Raw genomic sequence first — 16,331 nt, 5'->3', positions numbered from 1 at the left:
CAAGAATGAACCAATGGACTTACCCGTCATGCCGCCCGTGTCGCCGATGCTGGCCAAGTCGGTCAAGACGATTCCGGCGGACGCGTCATACGAGCCCAAGTGGGACGGCTTTCGCTCGATCTGCTTTCGGGACGGCGACGAAGTCGAATTGGGCAGCCGCAACGAGCGGCCAATGACGCGCTATTTCCCCGAGCTGGTCGAAGCGGTCAAGGCCGAGCTGCCGCCGCGCTGTGTCATCGATGGCGAGATCGTGATCGCCACCGATCACGGGCTGGATTTCGAGGCGCTGCAGCAGCGGATTCATCCGGCGGACTCCCGGGTGCGGATGCTCGCCAAGGCGACGCCGGCGTCGTTCATCGCGTTCGACCTGTTGGCCCTCGGCGCCGACGATTACACCCGGCGTCCGTTCAGCGAGCGCCGCGCGGCACTCGTCGACGCGCTGGCCGATTCGGGGTCGTCCGTTCACGTCACCCCGGCCACTACCGACCGCAGCGTCGCCGAGCAGTGGTTCAGCGACTTCGAGGGCGCCGGCCTCGACGGCGTCGTGGCCAAACCGCTGACGGTCACCTACCAGCCGGACAAGCGCGTCATGTACAAGATCAAGCACGAGCGGACGGCGGACTGCGTGGTGGCCGGATACCGGGTGCACAAGTCGGGCGGTGACACGATCGGTTCCCTGTTGCTCGGTCTCTACCAAGAAGACGGCCAGCTGGCGTCGGTCGGCGTGATCGGTGCCTTCCCGATGGCCGAACGCAGGCGGCTGTTCACCGAGCTGCAGCCGCTGGTCACCGCTTTCGACGACCATCCGTGGAACTGGGCCGCCCACGAGGCGGGCGAACGCACGCCGCGCAAGAACGAGTTCTCCCGCTGGAACGCCGGCAAGGATCTGTCGTTCGTGCCGCTGCGGCCCGAGCGCGTGGTGGAGGTGCGCTACGACCACATGGAGGGCGCGCGCTTCCGGCACACCGCTCAATTCAACCGGTGGCGACCGGACCGCGATCCGCGCTCGTGTACCTACGAGCAACTGGAACAGCCCGTCACCTTCAAGCTGGGCGACATCGTCCCGGGGCTCGGCTAAGACGATTCGTCACGGCCGGGCCGGGGTAATGATGAAGTCATGGGGCCCATCCCGGCGGAGCTCGAGTCACGGGTGACGACGGCTGTGCTCGACGAGTTAGCCCGGTGGGGCGTCGAGCGTTTCAGCGTGGAGGCGCTCGCGGAACGCCACGGTCTGGACGCCGCGACGATCTACGACCATTGGGGCGATCGGCAGCGACTCATCGTGGACATCGCGCTCAGGGATCTCGACAATCTAGGTTCGTTGGCCGACACCGGGACGCTGCGCGGAGACCTGCTGGCGTTGGCCCGCGGCGTCGCCGCCAACCTCAACACCGAGGTCGGCCGCATTTTCCTGCGGGCGCTGGTGATGAATGCTCGTGGTCATCATCACGACAACGACACGCGAATGATGTACTGGCAAAGCTGTTTCGCGATCGTTCGGTCGGTCTTCGATCGCGCGCGGGAGCGCGGCGAAATGCGCGACGATGTCAGTACCCTGGCGGCGGTGCAGATCCTGTTGGCGCCGTTGAACATTCGCGGCCTGTACTCGAACGGCCGGATTGACGACCGTTATTGTTCCCACGTCGCCGATCTGACCTGGCATGCCGTCGCCCGCCGGTAATGGCCGCTGCCTCGTTTGCTCGCCTTAGGATGTCGGGATGCTGAACGTGTCCGCTCTGTTCGTCGCTCGTAGCGCCACTTTCGACGAGCAGGGCGCCATCAACGCTTCGTGCATACCCATGGCTTGGTTCGAAGTCGACCGAATGCCGTTTTGGGCAGAGCTTCCGGTTGTTTTGGTGGTGCACGCACCGGCCGGTGGAGACTATGCCCCGGAGTTGCACGTGGTGTGCAAGGACCCCAGCGGGTCGCCGCGCGGATCACTGCGGGCAGCCTGGCATTGGCCGGATGAAGAGAACCGTGCCTCGAAATTCCGGTGCTTCACTCAAGAACTCTCCCTCCCGGTAGCGTCCCCCGGTGAGTACACGATCGGCGCGTATTACGACGCCGACGGGAAAATCGAGCTGGCCGCGCCGGTTCCATTTTCAATCTTGTTGTCGCAACCGGGTCCGGCCGAAACGGCGGACTGAAACCATTAGGCTGTGCCGATGCACTTAGCCGCATTGCTCGTGGCGGGCGCCGCGAAAATCGACGACTCCGCAATCGACGCCAGCCGCCTTCCCATCACCAGCTATGAGGTCAACCAGACCCCGTGGTGGATGACAATTCCCCTGGTCTTGGTGGTGCACGCACCGGCGGGCGGAGAATACGACGCCGAAATCTTCATCGTCTGCAAGGATCCCGCCGGCACGATTCGCGGCACGGTCCGCTCGGCCTGGCAATGGCCGGACGAGGAAAGCAAGCCATCCAAATACCGCTGCTTCACTCCGGAGCTTTCATTCGCGGTCGAGACCACCGGTGAATACACGATCGGGGTCTACCGTGACGCGGAGGGCATCAAGTCGGTGGGCACCCCGATACCTCTCTTTGTCGGCCTGGCCGGCGGGCGTCAGCGACGCTGACCAATAACAGCTAGACGGAAACCGTCAACGCCGACAACCCCCGCAGGGTGATGTTCGCCTTGTAGCGGGGATCGCCGGCCAACCGCGCGTCCGGGAAACGTGCCGTCACCGCCGACAAGGCCACACTGGCCTCCAAGCGCGCCAGCGGTGCACCCAAACAGTAGTGCGCACCGCGTCCGAAACCCAAGTGCCGCAACGCGGGTCGGTCCGGGTCGAAAACGTCGGGCCGGTCGAACTCGGCAGGATCGCGATGTGCGGCCGCCAGCAGCAGCATCAGCACATTGCCCCTGGCCACCTCGACGCCGCCAATCGTCATGGGATCGAGGGCGATCCGGCTGAGCTGTTGCACCGGCGGGTCGTAGCGCAGCGTCTCCTCGACCACCGCTGCAGCGCGGGTGTGGTCCGCGGCCAGCGCCGTCCACTGCCGGCCGTCCCGCAACATCGCGAGGACGGCGTTGCCGATGAGGTTCACCGTGGTCTCGTGACCGGCCACCAGTAGCAGCACGCACGTCGACACGATTTCCTCTTCGGTCAACTGATCACCCGACTCGTTGACCGCGACGAGCGCCGACAGCAGGTCATCGCCGGGTCGCGACCGGCGCTGCGCGATCAACCCGTGCAGGTACTCACGCAATTCGGCGCCGGCACCCAACGACTCGTTGAGTTCGTCGCTCTGCTCGTCGGTGAAGAACGGGTCCAGTGACTTCGCCAGCACCGCCGAAGCGCGACTGAACTGCGGTTCGTCCTCGAGCGGCACGCCGAGCAGCCGGCAGATCACCGCGACCGGCAGCGGATAGGCAAAGTCGGCGACCACGTCGAAACTGCCCTGCTCGGCGATGCGGTCGAGCAGTCCGTCGACCAGCGCGCTGATTTCGGGCTGCAGCGCGTTGACCACCTTGGGGGCGAAGGCCTTGCTGACGAGCTTGCGCAACCTGGTGTGATCCGGCGGGTCGAGGAACAGGAAGCTCGGCGGCGTCCCCTTCCGCAGCGACGGGTCGGCCTCGAGCATTTGCTGTGCCGCCGTCGACTTCAGGTGGTCGCTGCTCGATGACGAATGGCGCAGCACCTCGTCGCAATCCCGGTACGACGAGAAGAGCACAAAATCGCTGCCCGGCAGCACCAGCGGGCCGTTGCAACGCAACTCGGCACACACCGGGTACGGGTCCGCCCGGCTGCCCGGGTCCAGCAGTTGCAGCAGCAATGTCTGCGGATCAGCTTGCTCGGTGGGCGCCGTGGTCATGGTGCCCATTGTGCCTGCGGTTTGTTTACGGGCCTTCGGTCAGCCCGGCGAGGTCCGGGTGCGTCATCAGTCGGTCGAGGAACACCCGCTGCCCCTTCAGGAGTTTCGCGCGCGCACCCGCCACCGGAAACCATTCGACGCGGTCGATCTCGGGAAACTCGCGCAACTTGCCCGAGCCGCGCGGCCATTCCATTTCGAAGGTGTTGCTGTGCGCGTCGGTGATGTCGAGATCACTTCTAACCGCGTAGGCGGTCACCACCTTGCCGCTGGGTTGTCGCACCGACCCCAGATCGATCCGCGGGCCGGCCGGCACCGCCAGTCCGAGCTCTTCGACGAACTCGCGCTGCGCGGTTGCCCACGGGTCGTCCCCGTCCGAGTACTCACCCTTCGGGATCGACCAGGCGCCGCCGTCCTTGCGCGCCCAGAACGGTCCACCCGGGTGCGCGATCAGCACGTCGACAATGTCGGCGCGGGTCCGATACAGCAACAGACCCGCGCTGAGCTTGGGCATGCGTCAGACCCCGACGGCCTGCTCCAAGTCCTTGAGCGAGGACTCCAGATGCGCGAGCAACCGCTGCAGGTGCGGCACACTGCGACGGCACCCGACCAGACCGAAGTCGAGGTTGCCGGCATTGTTGACCAGCGTGATGTTCAGCGCCTGGCCGTCCGGGATGTTCGACAGCGGGTAACTGCCGTCGAGGCGGGCACCGCCGTAGTACAGCGGGTCCGACACACCGGGCACATTGGAGATGACGATGTTGAATGGCGGCGGTACCGCGGAGAGAAAGCCCGGGACACCGGCCAGCGTCAGCGGCGCCATGTTCAGCGCCGACAACGCCAGCACCTGGTACGAGGGCAGCTCCGCCAGCACCTTTTTGTTTCGGCGCATGGACTCGCCGATGATCTCGATCCGCTTCGCGGGGTCTTCGACATTGGTGGCCAGGTTGCACAGAATGCTGCCCACCTTGTTGCCGCCGCTGTCGGCGTCGGCCTCCGAGCGCAGGCTCACCGGAACCATCGCGACCAGCGGGGTGTCCGGTAGCGCATCCTGCTCGAGCAGGTAGTACCGCAACGCACCGGAGCACATCGCCAGCACGGCGTCGTTAACCGTCACTCCGGCGGCCTGCTTGACATTCTTGACCCGGTCCAGCGACCAGGACTGCGCGGCGCACCGCCGAGCGCCGCCGACCTTCACATTCAGCATGGTGTGCGGCGCGGCAAACGGCAGCGTCAACTGCTGTTCCAGCAGTGCGGCGCGGGCGAGCTTCAAGGTCGACGGGGCCACTCCCGCCACCGATCCGGCCGCCGCGAGCAACGAGTTCAATGGGTTGCGGGCGGGTTTGGCGGCGGGCGTCCGCGCCGGCTTGGGCAGGTTCCACATCGCCTTGACGTGGGTGTCGTCGGGGTCGGTCGACATGGTGCGTTGCATCAGCTTCACGGCCGAAACACCATCGATCAGGGCATGGTGCATCTTGGTGTACATCGCAAAGCGGCCGTCTTTGAGTCCCTCGACCACGTGCAACTCCCACAGTGGGCGGTGGCGGTCGAGCAGGCTGGTGTGTAGCCGCGAGGTGAGTTCCAGAAGGTCGCGCACGCGGCCCGGCGAGGGCAACGCCGACCGCCGGACGTGGTAGTCCATGTCGACTTCGTCGTCGTAAGTCCATGCCAGCTGCGAAATTCCGCCGCCGATTGTCGCGGGGTGTTTGCGGAAGGTCGGCTGAAACTCGTCGTTGGCAATCAGGGCGTCGTGGAATTCCCGGACGAATTCGGGGCCGGCACCATCGGGCGGTTGGAACAGCGACAACCCGCCGACGTGCAAGGGATGCTCACGCGATTCGGTGAACAGAAACATCGAGTCGGTGGGCATCATCAATTCCATGCACACATTAAAGCGTGTCGAACAACGCTGGTGAATGGTCTTTGACGAGTGATTAACCGACGGCGACGACGCCAGAGCTGGAAATGGTGAAGCCCCGCCCGTTTGTCACTGTGCAGGTGACCCCCCCGGTTTCGGACAGGCAAGTGAAGGGGCCGATGCTGGCGCTTTGGCCGTAGGGCAGGGTCGGGGTTCCCTGGCCGGCGTTGCCGAGACAGGACTCACCCGTGCAGGTCTTGAAGGTTCCATTGGTCGACATGTGCACCGACTGCGGCGGAGAGTCGGTCTGGCAATAGGTTTCGTCGGGTATGCCGCTACCGCGCTGATAGTTGATCTCGCAGCCGAGATTGTGCGACGGGGCATAGAAGGTACACCATGTCGAGCTGCACACCGGATTGTCGGCCGCTGCCACCGGCATACCCATGACCGCGGCGAACCCGACCAATCCCAACACCGTGGCAAACGACCGCAACACCATTCTCGGAACGTATCAGAGCATTTCCGTGTGGCCACCGCTTCCGCCAAATATGCTGTCGCGCTTCCGTATTGCGGCGTCGACACCCCATTCTTGAGGGACGGCATTGACAGTGACTGTCAATGCGGCATAACGTGCCGCTGGTCACCGTCCACCGGGAGGTCGCCGTGCCGAGCCAGTCCAAGTTCCGTGTCATCCAATGGGCGACCGGAGGCGTCGGTAAGGCCGCCATCGAGTGCGTGCGCAACCACCCGGAACTTGAATTGGTCGGATGCTGGGTGCACAGCGCCGACAAGAACGGCACCGACGTGGGACACATCGTCGGCACCGCCGAGTTGGGCGTCACCGCCACCACCAGCATCGACGACATCCTGGCCATCGATGCCGACTGCGTCGTGTACAGCCCGCTCATTCCGAACGACGACGAGGTCATTGCGATTCTGCGCTCGGGCAAGAATGTGGTCACCCCGGTCGGCTGGGTGTATCCGGACCTGAGCAATCCCCGCGTGCAGGCGATCGCGGACGCTGCCGTAGCCGGGGGCGTGACGTTGCACGGGTCGGGCATACATCCGGGTGGCATCACCGAGCGATTCCCGCTGATGTTGTCGTCGCTGTCCTCGGCCGTCACCCATGTCCGCGCCGAGGAGTTCTCCGATATCCGCACCTACAACGCCCCCGACGTGGTGCGCCACATCATGGGCTTTGGCGGCACACCCGAGGAGGCGACGCAGGGACCGATGGCCGAGCTGCTCGAAGCCGGTTTCAAGCAGTCGGTGCGAATGATCGCCGACACCATGGGTTTCCGCATCGATCCCAACATCAGGACGATTCAGGACATCGCCGTCGCGACCGGTGACATCGACTACGAGGCCGTTCCGATCACCAAGGGAACAGTGGCCGCCCGCCGGTTCCGGTGGCAGGCGATATCCGACGGCAAGCCGGTCATCACCGCAGCGGTGAATTGGCTGATGGGCGAGGAGAACCTGGAGCCGGCGTGGAACTTCGGTGATCAGGGCGAGCGCTTCGAAGTCGAGATCACCGGCGATCCGGATGTGAGCATCACCTTCAAGGGGCTCCAACCACAGACGATTGCCGAAGGGCTGCAACGTAACCCGGGTGTCGTGGCCACCGCCAACCACTGCGTCAACGCCATCCCCTACGTCTGCCCCGCGGAACCGGGAATCAAGACCTACCTCGACCTTCCACTGATCGCCGGCCGCGCATGAGGAATGTCCTGGGCGATGATGCGCGCCGCACATATGAGATGCATCGGGGGGTACCGCTGCACCTGGGACCGGCCCGATGAGCTATTCACACCCCCAATCCCTGGACGGCCATGTCGCGATCGTCACCGGCGCGGCCCAGGGTGTCGGCAAGGGAGTGGCGGCCGCACTGCTGGAGCGGGGCGCCGCTGTGCTCCTGGTCGACATCCAGGGCGAAAAGCTCAATGCCACCGCTGCCGAACTCGGTGCGGCCGGGCGCGTCGAGCAGATCGAGGCGGACCTGCGCGATCCGGACAGCGCCCCGCGCATCGTGGCGCACGCGGTCACGGCGTTCGGCACGGTGCACGGTCTGGTCAACAACGCCATCGCCACCAATGAGCCGAAGGCCTTCGTCGACATCACCACAGACGACCTGGCGCTGGGCTACGAGGTCGGTCCGCGCGCCACCTTTCTGCTGATGCAGGCCGTATACCCACTGATGGCCGAGGCGGGCGGCGGCTCGATCGTGAACCTGGGCTCGGGAACCGGCACCGGCGGTGAACCGAAGTGGGGCGGTTACGCCGCCGCCAAAGAAGGCATCCGCGGCCTGTCGAAGGTGGCCGCCCTGGAATGGGGCCGGCACAACATCCGGGTCAACGTCATCTGCCCGTTCGCCGAATCCGACGGCGTCAAGTTCTGGAAAGAGTTCGCCCCCAACGACTACGCCAAGGCGGTCGGACGCGTCCCGATGAAGCGGATCGGCGACGTCCGGACCGATGTCGGCGCGCTGGTGGCGTTCCTGCTCGGCGGCGACGCGACTTTCATCACCGGACAGACCATTCACGTCGACGGCGGTATCGGCAGCTTCCGATGACCGAGTCATTACGCGATCGCCAGCGCGCGCAGATCCGTGCCGACATCAGGCGCGCGGCCTTCCGGCTGTTCATCCAGCGCGGCTACGACGCCGTGACCACCGAGGAAATCGCTGCCGCCGCAGGGGTTTCCCCGCGCACGTTCTTCCGGCATGTGCCGGCGAAGGAGGACTTGCTGCTGAGTCCGGTGCGCCATGGTGGCGCCGCCATCGTCAGCATGCTCGAGCAGCGGCCCGCCACCGAGACTGCCGATGTCGCGTTGGTCAACGCCATCATCGGCCGGACCCGGTCGTTCGACCAGGCCGACTGCGAGGAGTGGCGGGAAGCGCTGCTGGTGGCGCCCGAGCTGCTGGCCAAGGTCACCATGTACACCCATGCCGACCGGGAACGGGCGACGAAACTGACGGCGGATCGGATGGGCGTCGACCCTGAAATGGACCTGCGCCCCGCGCTGTTGGTACAACTCGGTTTCGCGGCGGGTGACTTCGCATTTCAGCAATGGGTTCGTGGAACCGGCAAACGTCACTCACTGGATCACTACGTCACCACGGCCCTGCAGGCGGTGCGCAGCGCCCACTGGCACTAGTCGCGCAGCGCCCCGGGATTGGCGATGCGTACCGGGCTCCCCTCCAGCCACGCCACGACGGCTTCGACGGTGTCCGCGTAGAAGACGCTCAGCATCTCGCGGGTCACATAGCCGAGATGCGGCGACAGGGTCACGTTCGGCAGCCTCCGGAGCGGATGCTCGGCCGGAAGTGGTTCGGTGTCAAACACATCCAGTCCGGCTCCGGCGATTCGTCCGGTACTCAACGCATCAAGCAGGGTGGCCTCGTCGACGATGGGTCCCCGCGATGTGTTGATCAGGTACGCGGTCGGCTTCATCGCGGCCAGCTCCGGTTCGCCGATCAGCCCGCGGGTGCGCTCGGACAGCACCACATGGATGGACACCACGTCGGATTCGGCGAACAGTGCCGCCTTCTCCACCCGTCGGGCGCCGGCCTCTCGCGCCGCCTCATCGGTGAGATGCTGGCTCCAGGCGATGACCTCCATGCCGAACACCGCGGCATACTCCGCCATGCGTTTGCCGACTCGCCCCAAACCGAGGAGTCCCAGCGTCTTTCCCGCCAGCGTCATTCCGGTGGTGGTCTGCCACTGACCGTCGCGCATCCGCAAATGCTCCTCGGCGAGATTGCGCACGGTCGCGATCAGCAGACCCCAGGCCAGTTCCGGTGTCGCGTCCCGCGCGGAGCGGAAGCGCGGATGGGCGAAGTCCGAGTGGGCGACCAGGATTCCGCACTCCGTCGCCGCGGCCATGTCCAGGTTGGGCAGGTTTCGGCCGACGATGGTGATCAGCTTGAGGTTGGGCAGCCGCTCGATCAGCGTGCGAGGGAAAGCCATCCGCTCGCGCAACGTGCAGACGACGTCGAAAGGCCGCAGCGCCTCGATGGCCTCGGCTTCGGACAGGTGCCGGTCGAAAACCGTTAGTTCAGACCGGTTCTGCACGGGCGACCAGTCGGCGAGCTGTAACGCCACACCGGCGTAATCATCGAGGATTGCGACCCGGGGCATGCGATCAACCTACCCGGGTCCAGATGGCGCTCAGCCCAGAGCTTTGAGCAGTTCCTGCGCCAGCGGCCCGGCGGAGGCGGGATTCTGACCGGTGTAGAGGTTGCGGTCGACGGTCGTGAAGGGCTTCCACACTTCGCCGCGGGCGAAGTCGATTCCGGCGTTGATCAACTCGTCTTCCACCGTCCATCGGGCCTTTTCGCGCAGGCCCACTCCGTCCTCTTCGTCGTTGGTGAAGGCGGTCACCCGATAGCCGGCGAAGGGTGTTGTGCCGTTGCGACGTGTAGCCAAAATCGCGGCGGGCGCATGGCAGACGATTGCCAGCGGCTTGCCCGACGCGAGCGCCGCGACAAGCAGGCGCCCGGAGTCGGCGTCCCGCGACAGGTCTTCCATCGGGCCGTGGCCGCCCGGGTAGTAGACGGCGTCGTAGTCGTCCAGCCGAACGTTGGCCAATTCGATTGGCCTGCGCAGCTCCTCGGCCTCGCGCAGCGTCTCCTCCAGCTCGAGGGCGATCTCTTCGCTGCCGGCCATCGCGGGACGCAGGCTCATCACATCGACGTACGGCACCACACCACCCGGCGTCGCCACCACAATCTCGTGTCCTGCCGCGACGAAAGCGCTATAGGGCGCGGCGAATTCTTCGGCCCAATAACCGGTCGGGTGCCGGGTGCCGTCCTTGAGTGTCCAATAGCTGGTACCCGAGACGACAAACAAGATTTTGGCCATAACCGAACCTACGTCAGGCCCCGTCGCACAGCCACCGAACAACCGTTACTTGGGCCGCAGCCGGGGCCACTAGTCTTCCTAAGGTGCCCGCGATCCCTGCGCAGTATCTGCTGTCTGCTGACGCGCCGAGTCCGCGCACGCTGATCGACATCATCAAAGACACGGCGGCGCGGTACCCGGATGCCGCCGCGATCGACGACGGCGAGGTGCAGCTGACCTACAGCGAACTCGTCGAGGACATGAACGACAGCGTCGCCTGGCTGGCGGCCCGGGGTATCGGCCGCGGCGACCGGATCGGCATCCGGATGCCCTCGGGCAGCTACTCGCTGTACGTGGCGATCCTGGCGGTCCTCGCCGCCGGCGCGGCCTATGTGCCCGTCGACGCCGACGACCCGGACGAGCGTGCCGAATTGGTGTTCGGCGAGGCCAACGTCGTCGCGGTGATCAGCGCCGACGGCATCGAGCGCACCCAGGGTGCGTCACGTGGCTGGCGCGCAGGGGCGCCGCTGGCCCGCGACGACGCGTGGATCATCTTCACCTCCGGGTCCACCGGCACACCCAAGGGGGTCGCGGTCACCCACCGCAGCGCCGCGGCGTTCGTCGATGCTGAAGCGCGAATGTTTCTGCAGGACAATCCCATTGGACCCGGCGATCGGGTGCTGGCCGGGTTGTCGGTGGCGTTCGACGCGTCGTGCGAGGAGATGTGGCTGGCCTGGCGGCACGGCGCCTGCCTGGTGCCCGCGCCGCGATCGCTGGTGCGCAGCGGAATGGATCTGGGGCCGTGGCTGGTCACCCGTGACGTCACCGTGGTCTCGACGGTGCCGTCGCTTGCCGCGCTGTGGCCCGCCGAGGCCCTGGAAGCGGTGCGGCTGTTGATCTTCGGCGGCGAGGCATGCCCGCCCGAGCTCGCCGAACGGCTCACCCTGGGCGTCGAGGGCGGCCGCGAAGTATGGAACACCTACGGCCCCACCGAGGCCACCGTGGTGTCCTGCGCCGCCCGGCTGGACGGCACCGGGCCAGTCAGCATCGGCCTGCCGTTGGCGGGGTGGGACCTGGCTGTGGTCGACGGCGACGGTGCCCCGGTGAGTTACGGCGAGACCGGCGAACTGGTCATCGGCGGTGTGGGACTGGCCCGCTACCTGGACGAGGAAAGGGACCGCGAGAAATACGGCCCAATGCCGGCACTCGGTTGGAAACGGGCGTATCGCAGCGGTGATCTGGTGCGGCTGGAGCGTGACGGGCTGTACTTCTGCGGCCGCGCGGACGACCAGGTCAAGGTAGGCGGCCGCCGCATCGAGCTCGGCGAGGTGGACTCTGCGCTGGTGAACCTGAACGGGGTCAGTGGCGGTGCGGCCGCGGTCCGGCGCACCAGCACCGGAACGCCGGTACTGGTGGGCTATGTGGTCAGCGCGGATCCGTCGTTCGACATCACCAAGGCGCGTGACGAATTGGCCGAGCGGCTGCCGGCCGCGCTGGTGCCCCGGCTGGTGCGCATCGAGGAACTGCCCACCCGCACGTCGGGCAAGGTCGATCGGGACGCACTGCCCTGGCCGCCACCCGGGAGTTCCGCCGATGAAGAAACACCGGAGCTGGCCGGCACCGCGGGCCGGCTGGCCGGGTTGTGGCGAGATCTGCTGGGCGGCACGGTGACTGGTCCGGAAGCCGACTTCTTCGCCCTGGGCGGTGGCTCACTGGCGGCGGCGCAACTGGTCGCCACCCTGCGCCAGCACTACCCACAGCTCACCGTCGCCGACCTGTACGACCACCCACGACTGGGCTCGCTCGCCGGCTTCCTCGACGAATTGGAGCCGCCGCCGCAGGTGCCCGAGCGCGTGGTGCGGCCGACGTCGCTGCGCACGCAGTTGATCCAAAGCCTGTTGATCCTGCCGCTGGCCACGTTGTCGGCGCTGCAGTGGGTTACCTGGCTGGCTTTGGGGAACAACATTGCCCGTGCTGTGCATGCGGTGCCGTGGACGGTCGCGGTGAACTGGTGGATCGTCGCGGCGGCATTCGTCATGTTCGTCACACCACTGGGCCGGATGGGCATCGCGGTGCTCGGCGCGCGGATCCTGCTGTGGAACGTTCGGCCGGGCAGCTACCCGCGCGGCGGGTCCGTGCATCTGCGCGTCTGGTTCGCCGAGCGGCTGGCGGCAGCGAGCGGTGCCGAAAACCTCGCCGGCGCGCCGTGGCTCGTCTATTACGCACGCGCCCTCGGCGCGCACATCGGTAAGGGCGTCGACCTGCATTCGGTGCCGCCGGTGACCGGCTTGTTGGCCGTCGGACACCGCAGCGCCATCGAACCCGAAGTCGACTTGTGTGGGCACTGGATCGACGGTGACCTGTTTCACCTTGGCGCGATCACGATCGGCAACGACGCGACGATCGGAGCCCGCACCACGCTGCTACCCGGCGCGGTGGTCGGCAAGAACGCCGACGTGGCACCCGGTTCCGGCGTCGTCGACAAGATCAAGAACGGTCAGTACTGGAAGGGCTCGCCGGCGGCCAAATCCGGGCGGGTCAAACATCCGTGGCCCGACGAGCGACCGGCTCCGAAATCGCAGTGGGTGGCGGTATACGGGTTGACCTCGCTGTGGCTGGCCGCCCTGCCGCTGCTGGCCGTCGCGGCCGGGCTGGTCGTGATCTGGCTGGCGGTGCGCCACACCCGCAGCCCGGCACAGGCGGTGGCGCCGGCGTTGCTATGGACGCCCGCCGCGGCGGTGACCGCGCTGGCCGCGTACGCGGTGCTGACGGTGGTCGCGGTGCGCGCGTTGTCCCTCGGGTTACGCGAGGGCTATCACCCGGTGCGCAGCCGCACGGGGTGGCAGCTGTGGACCACCGAGCGGCTGATGGATGCCGCCCGCAACTACCTGTTCCCGTTGTACGCCAGCCTTTTCACGCCCGTCTGGCTGCGCGTGCTGGGCACCCGCGTGGGCCGCGGCACCGAGATCTCGACGGTGCTGCTGACCCCCAAATTCGCGGTGATCAAGGACGGCGCATTTCTGGCCGATGACACCATGGTCGCCTCCTATGAACTCGGCGGCGGCTGGATCTACGCCGCCGAGACAACCGTCGGGCGCCGCGCGTTCCTGGGTAACTCGGGCATCACCCAACCGGGACGCCGGGTGCCCGACGACGGCCTGGTTGCCGTGCTCTCGGCGACCCCGCCCAAGGCCAAACGCGGCTCGTCGTGGCTGGGCAGCCCGCCGATGCGGTTGCGCCGCCGCCCTACCGAGGCAGACGAAGAGACCACCTACCATCCGCCGACCCGCTTGAAGGTGATGCGGGCCGCGGTGGAGATCTGTCGGGTGTTGCCGGTGCTGGTGAGCGCCGTGATCGGGGTGGCGGTGCTGGGCGTATTGCAGGCGCTGACAACGCGATTCGGGATCTGGTGGGCGGCGCTGGCCGGCGGGCTGGTGCTGCTCTCGGCCGGCATGACCGCCGGTGTGGTGACCGTGGCCGCCAAATGGTTGTTGGTCGGGCGGATCAGGGCCGGCGAGCACCCGCTGTGGTCGTCGTTCGTGTGGCGCAACGAACTTGCCGACACCTTCGTCGAAACCGTTGCCGCGCCTTGGTTTGCGCGGGCGGCCAGCGGCACACCGGTGCTGAACCTGTGGCTACGGGGGTTGGGCGCGGCGATCGGCCGGGGCTCGTGGTGTGAAACCTACTGGCTGCCGGAGGCCGATCTGGTCACCCTCGGCGCCGGCAGCACGGTGAACCGCGGCTGCGTGGTGCAGACGCACCTGTTCCATGATCGGATCATGCGGCTGGACAGCGTCGTGTTGGAGCCCGGCGCCACCCTCGGCCCGCACTGCGTCGCGCTGCCGGCAGCCAGGCTGGGCGCCGGGGCGTCCGTTGGACCCGCATCGCTGGTCGTCCGAGGCGACGAGGTACCCGGATCGACCCGCTGGCAAGGTAATCCGGTGCGGCCCTGGCAGCAGGCCCGCAAGAAGTCCGGCCGCAAGAGAGCGGCCAGCGCCGAGGAAACCGCCGCGTGAAATCGGCCAACGACAAAACCACTTCGAACGAGGTGGTCGATCCCTACCTCCCGCAGAACGGCAACTTCGGTTACACGGTGTCGCGTTATGAGCTGGACCTGGAATACCGGGTGGCGAGCAACCGGCTGTCAGGGACGGCGACCATCACCGCGATCACCGTCACCGAGCTGACGGATTTCACCCTCGATCTGTCCAGCGCGTTGTCGGTGTCGAAGGTCTCGGTGAACGGCAAGCGCGCTCCCCGCTTCAGTTGCCGGGCCGGCAAACTGCGCATCACACTGCCCGCCAAATTGGCCACCGGCGCCGCCATGTCGATCGTGGTGCGCTATGGCGGTACCCCCAAACCGCTCCGGACGCTCTGGGGGGACGTGGGTTTCGAGGAACTGTCCGATGGCGCCCTGGTCGCCGGCCAGCCCAACGGAGCGGCGTCCTGGTTTCCCTGCGACGACCGCCCCAGCGCCAAGGCCGCCTTCCGGATCCGGATCAGCACCGAGAGTGGCTACCGGGTGGTCGCGAACGGCAAGCTGATGTCGCGCCGGGCCCGGGCTTCGCAGACCGTCTGGATCTACGAGCAGCCGGAGCCGACATCCACCTACCTCATCACTCTGCAGATCGGCGTCTACGAGACCGCCCGGTTGGCCCGGACGCCGATCACGATGCGCGCCGCGCTGCCAGAACGTCTCAGAGCCGAGTTCGACCACGACTTCGCCCGGCAACCCGAGATGGTGAAACTGTTCATCGATCTGTTCGGACCGTATCCCCTGGCGGACGGGTACACCGTCGTGGTCACCGACGACGACCTGGATATTCCCCTTGAGGCACAGGGCATCTCGATATTCGGGGCGAACCACTGCGATGGCACCGGGGACAGTGAACGGCTCATCGCCCACGAGTTGGCGCACCAGTGGTTCGGCAACTCGGTGACGGCGCGCCAGTGGCGCGACATCTGGTTGCACGAGGGCTTCGCCTGCTACGCGGAATGGCTTTGGTCGGAGCACAGCGGCGGTCCGGATGCCGACGAGCTGGCGCACCGGTACCACTACGAGCTCGCGCAGCAGCCACAGGACCTGCTGCTGACCGATCCGGGACCGCGCCGCATGTTCGACGACCGGGTGTACAAACGGGGCGCGCTGACCCTGCATGCCCTGCGCCGCGAGCTGGGTGACGAGAAGTTCTTTGTGCTGCTGCGGGATTGGACCAACCGGTACCGGCACGCGACCGCCGTCACCGACGACTTCACCGGTCTGGCCGCCAACTACGCCGACGGGTCGCTGCGAGGGTTGTGGGAGGCCTGGCTGTACTCGGCGGAGGTCCCCTGATTACAGGTTTGCGAGATCGTCGGGGACGTCAACGGCGTGCTGCTGCAAGACCTCGAGCGGTACCACCTCGAGCGTGCGCTCGTGGGTGGACGCCAGGACCACCGGAGCGGCGCACCCGTCTTGATGAGCGCGCAACCAGTTCACCGCGGTGACACACCAGCGGTCACCCGGCAGCAATCCGGGGAATCGGTACTCGGGCACCGGCGTGGACAGGTCGTTGCCGATGGAACGCTGGTGCTCGAGGAACTCGGTGGTGACGACCGCACAGATGGTGTGCAAGCCGCGGTCCTGGTCGCCGGTGGAACAGCAGCCATCCCGGTAGAAGCCGGTGACCGGCTCATTCCCGCACGGTTCCAGCGAACCACCGAGCACGTTGCGATCAGGCAGGCGATCGGACATGCGCTTAGTATCGCGCTTTCCAGCGAATTGTCGCCCCTAAACGGCGGCCATCCTCGAACCCCACTGCAGGCCGGCGCCGACC

The 16,331-nt window shown here is 66.6% G+C and carries 16 protein-coding genes; 9 read left to right on the top strand and 7 right to left on the bottom strand.

The features are described 5' to 3' along the window. Nucleotides 1-13 precede the first annotated feature (13 nt). The 4 genes from A9X01_RS09235 to A9X01_RS09220 are packed head-to-tail and all read left to right on the top strand — an operon-like array spanning nt 14 to nt 2,579. Complete coding sequence (locus A9X01_RS09235) at nt 14-1,078, top strand: ATP-dependent DNA ligase (protein ID WP_065120437.1); 1,065 nt, start codon at nt 14-16, stop codon at nt 1,076-1,078. 39 nt (nt 1,079-1,117) lie between these two features. Then, entirely contained in the window at nt 1,118-1,681 is a 564-nt protein-coding gene (locus A9X01_RS09230) for a TetR-like C-terminal domain-containing protein (RefSeq protein ID WP_065120436.1), read from the top strand. Between the two features lie 37 nt (nt 1,682-1,718). Further along, nucleotides 1,719-2,147, top strand: coding sequence for a hypothetical protein (locus A9X01_RS09225; protein ID WP_253849033.1), 429 nt, complete (start codon nt 1,719-1,721; stop codon nt 2,145-2,147). An 18-nt stretch (nt 2,148-2,165) separates the two neighbouring features. Continuing rightward, entirely contained in the window at nt 2,166-2,579 is a 414-nt protein-coding gene (locus A9X01_RS09220; RefSeq protein ID WP_155772001.1) for a hypothetical protein, read from the top strand. 10 nt (nt 2,580-2,589) lie between these two features. Here A9X01_RS09220 and A9X01_RS09215 read toward each other — a convergent pair whose 3' ends face one another. Genes A9X01_RS09215 through A9X01_RS09200 form a run of 4 tightly spaced genes read right to left on the bottom strand, consistent with a single transcriptional unit; the run spans nt 2,590 to nt 6,173 of the window. Next, nucleotides 2,590-3,819 carry a cytochrome P450 gene (locus A9X01_RS09215; protein ID WP_065120467.1) on the bottom strand — a complete coding sequence of 410 codons (1,230 nt, stop codon included), beginning with the start codon at nt 3,817-3,819 and terminating at the stop codon, nt 2,590-2,592. Nucleotides 3,820-3,844: 25 nt separating this feature from the next. Further along, the gene (locus A9X01_RS09210) at nt 3,845-4,330 is read right to left on the bottom strand and encodes an NUDIX hydrolase (protein WP_065120434.1); all 486 of its coding nucleotides are present in this window, start codon (nt 4,328-4,330) and stop codon (nt 3,845-3,847) included. 3 nt (nt 4,331-4,333) lie between these two features. Beyond that, nucleotides 4,334-5,698, bottom strand: coding sequence for a WS/DGAT/MGAT family O-acyltransferase (locus tag A9X01_RS09205; RefSeq protein ID WP_065120433.1), 1,365 nt, complete (start codon nt 5,696-5,698; stop codon nt 4,334-4,336). A 52-nt stretch (nt 5,699-5,750) separates the two neighbouring features. Continuing rightward, entirely contained in the window at nt 5,751-6,173 is a 423-nt protein-coding gene (locus A9X01_RS09200; RefSeq protein ID WP_081282283.1) for a hypothetical protein, read from the bottom strand. A gap of 164 nt (nt 6,174-6,337) precedes the next feature. Between A9X01_RS09200 and A9X01_RS09195 the strand changes: the two genes are divergently transcribed. From A9X01_RS09195 to A9X01_RS09185, 3 genes are all read left to right on the top strand, one after another. After that, a complete protein-coding gene (locus A9X01_RS09195) occupies nt 6,338-7,396 on the top strand; it encodes an NAD(P)H-dependent amine dehydrogenase family protein (RefSeq protein ID WP_172832478.1) in 1,059 nt (352 codons plus the stop codon). A gap of 76 nt (nt 7,397-7,472) precedes the next feature. Next, on the top strand, nt 7,473-8,246 hold the full coding sequence (locus A9X01_RS09190; RefSeq protein ID WP_065120431.1) for an SDR family NAD(P)-dependent oxidoreductase: 774 nt from the start codon (nt 7,473-7,475) through the stop codon (nt 8,244-8,246). Beyond that, complete coding sequence (locus tag A9X01_RS09185; protein ID WP_065120430.1) at nt 8,243-8,830, top strand: TetR/AcrR family transcriptional regulator; 588 nt, start codon at nt 8,243-8,245, stop codon at nt 8,828-8,830. The genes A9X01_RS09190 and A9X01_RS09185 overlap by 4 nt, the downstream gene beginning before the upstream one ends. Here A9X01_RS09185 and A9X01_RS09180 read toward each other — a convergent pair. Together A9X01_RS09180 and A9X01_RS09175 are read right to left on the bottom strand one after the other, a co-directional pair. Beyond that, entirely contained in the window at nt 8,827-9,813 is a 987-nt protein-coding gene (locus A9X01_RS09180) for a D-2-hydroxyacid dehydrogenase family protein (protein ID WP_065120429.1), read from the bottom strand. The two genes, A9X01_RS09185 and A9X01_RS09180, sit on opposite strands and share 4 nt — an antisense overlap. Nucleotides 9,814-9,843: 30 nt before the next feature. Further along, nucleotides 9,844-10,536, bottom strand: coding sequence for a type 1 glutamine amidotransferase domain-containing protein (locus A9X01_RS09175; RefSeq protein WP_065120428.1), 693 nt, complete (start codon nt 10,534-10,536; stop codon nt 9,844-9,846). An 83-nt stretch (nt 10,537-10,619) separates the two neighbouring features. On the opposite strand from A9X01_RS09175, the gene A9X01_RS09170 reads away from it, so the two are divergent. Together A9X01_RS09170 and A9X01_RS09165 are read left to right on the top strand one after the other, a co-directional pair. Continuing rightward, nucleotides 10,620-14,531: a Pls/PosA family non-ribosomal peptide synthetase gene (locus tag A9X01_RS09170; RefSeq protein WP_065120427.1), complete on the top strand. Its 3,912-nt coding sequence runs from the start codon at nt 10,620-10,622 to the stop codon at nt 14,529-14,531. Next, on the top strand, nt 14,528-15,850 hold the full coding sequence (locus A9X01_RS09165) for a M1 family metallopeptidase (protein ID WP_065120426.1): 1,323 nt from the start codon (nt 14,528-14,530) through the stop codon (nt 15,848-15,850). The genes A9X01_RS09170 and A9X01_RS09165 overlap by 4 nt, the downstream gene beginning before the upstream one ends. On the opposite strand, the gene A9X01_RS09160 is transcribed toward A9X01_RS09165, so the two are convergent. Further along, on the bottom strand, nt 15,851-16,237 hold the full coding sequence (locus A9X01_RS09160) for a DUF2237 family protein (protein ID WP_065120465.1): 387 nt from the start codon (nt 16,235-16,237) through the stop codon (nt 15,851-15,853). Nucleotides 16,238-16,331: the final 94 nt, after the last annotated feature.

This window comes from Mycobacterium asiaticum, from assembly GCF_001668675.1.
Lineage (GTDB): Bacteria > Actinomycetota > Actinomycetes > Mycobacteriales > Mycobacteriaceae > Mycobacterium > Mycobacterium asiaticum_D.
The sequence above is the reverse complement of the archived record's forward strand: the minus strand, read 5'-3'. Positions and strand labels throughout refer to the sequence as shown.